Source organism: Streptomyces alkaliphilus, assembly GCF_014141535.1.
GTDB classification, from domain to species: Bacteria; Actinomycetota; Actinomycetes; order Streptomycetales; family Streptomycetaceae; genus Streptomyces; species Streptomyces alkaliphilus.
The window spans coordinates 1-1,627 of the sequence record NZ_VKHT01001075.1; the positions used below are offsets into that span (position 1 = coordinate 1).

Annotated in this window: 1 protein-coding gene; it reads left to right on the forward strand. The window is 76.3% G+C overall.

From position 1 onward, the window contains the following. Positions 1–271 precede the first annotated feature (271 nt). Positions 272–1,627, forward strand: a 1,356-nt coding sequence (locus FNQ90_RS22480) for a sensor histidine kinase (protein ID WP_182608018.1), incomplete at its 3' end; no start/stop codon positions are given.

Consider the following 1,627-nt stretch of genomic DNA (forward strand, 5'->3'; position numbering starts at 1 on the left):
GAACCGCGGACCCCGCCCGGGGGCGCGTCGCCGGCCGGGGCGCGCCCCGCACCGGGCGCCGGCGGTCGCCCGGGCCCCTCGGAATCGTCACCGGTGGGGGAACCGGGGTTGTCGGGGACACGATCGGCGGTGGCCACGGGGCCACGGTACGGGGCCCGGTGTCGGTGCTCCTCGGAGACCGGCCGGATCCACCCTGAGGAGTAGCCGGCCGAAGCGGGGATCGCCCCTCCGGTTGACCCGGTGCGTCCATCGTCTGCCTACGCTGGGTAACGTGAACCGGATGTACGACTTCCTGCGCCGTCACCCCCTGTGGGTGGACGGTTTCTGGGGATTCGTGCTCCTCGGGCCGGGGCTGGTGTGGGGGCTGAACGCGCCCTCGGAGTACGTGGGATCGCGCGCCGCGGTGGTGGGCGTCACGCTCGCCATGGCCACGGTGGTGATCCTGCGCCGGGTGGTGCCCGGCTCCATGCTGGGGCTGGCCATCGCCACCGGGGTGGGCCAGGTGGTGGTCGACGTGCCGCCCGTGCCGGCGAACTTCGCCATGCTCGTGATCGTCTTCACCGTCGCCTCCAAGCCCGACCGGAGAGCCTCGGCCATCGCCTTCGCGGCGGCGCTCGCGGCTCCGGCGATCGCCATGGCGCGGTGGTGGGCGCGGCCCGACGCCTCGGCGCCGGCCACGGCTTTCGAGTTGCTGCTGCTCACCGTCTGCTTCCTGCTCGCCTGGGTGCTCGGCGACTCCCTGCGCACCCGTCGCGCCTACTACGCGGAGCTGGAACAGCGCGCCGCCCGACTCGAGCGGGAGCGCGCGGCGCGCGAGAGGGTCGCGGTGGCGGCGGAACGCGCCCGTATCGCGCGGGAACTGCACGACGTGGTCGCCCACAACGTCTCGGTGATGGTGGTGCAGGCGGACGGCGCGGCCTACGTGCTGGATTCGGCGCCCGCCCAGGCCCGGGACGCCCTGCGCACCATCTCGGGCACCGGCCGTCAGGCCCTCGAGGAGATGAGGCGGCTGGTCGGGGTGCTGGGGGAGGACACCGACGAGGGCGGGAACCTCCTGCCCCAGCCGGGTGTGGAGCAGGTCGCCGACCTCGTGCAGCAGGTGCGGGACGCGGGCCTGCCGGTGGACTTCCGGATCGAGGGCACCCCCCGCCGGTTGCCCGGCGGGGTGGAACTGACCGCCTACCGCATCGTGCAGGAGGCGCTGACCAACACCCGCAAGCACGCCGGTCCCACGCCGGGCGCCCTGGTGCGCCTGCGGTACACCGACGGCGCGCTGCGGGTCCTGGTGGAGGACGACGGGCGCGGCCCCGCCGGCGCCCCGCCACCCGTCGCACCCGTCCGGCCCGGCGGCGTCCGTTCCGCCGCCGCGCGGGCGGGGACGCCCGCCCGCGTCGGCCCGGGGCCCGAGCCGGAGCCCGGGCCCCCCGGCTCCGGACTGATCGGCATGCGGGAGCGGGTGGGGATGGTCGGCGGGACGCTGGAGACCGGTCCCCGGCCGGGCGGCGGCTACCGGATCAGCGCCGTGCTGCCGCTCCCCGGGGAAAACGGTCCGGACGCGGGGGCCGCGCCGGACGCCCCCGATACGCCCGGCGCCGGTGAGGCCCCCGGTTCCGGTGAAGCTCCCCTC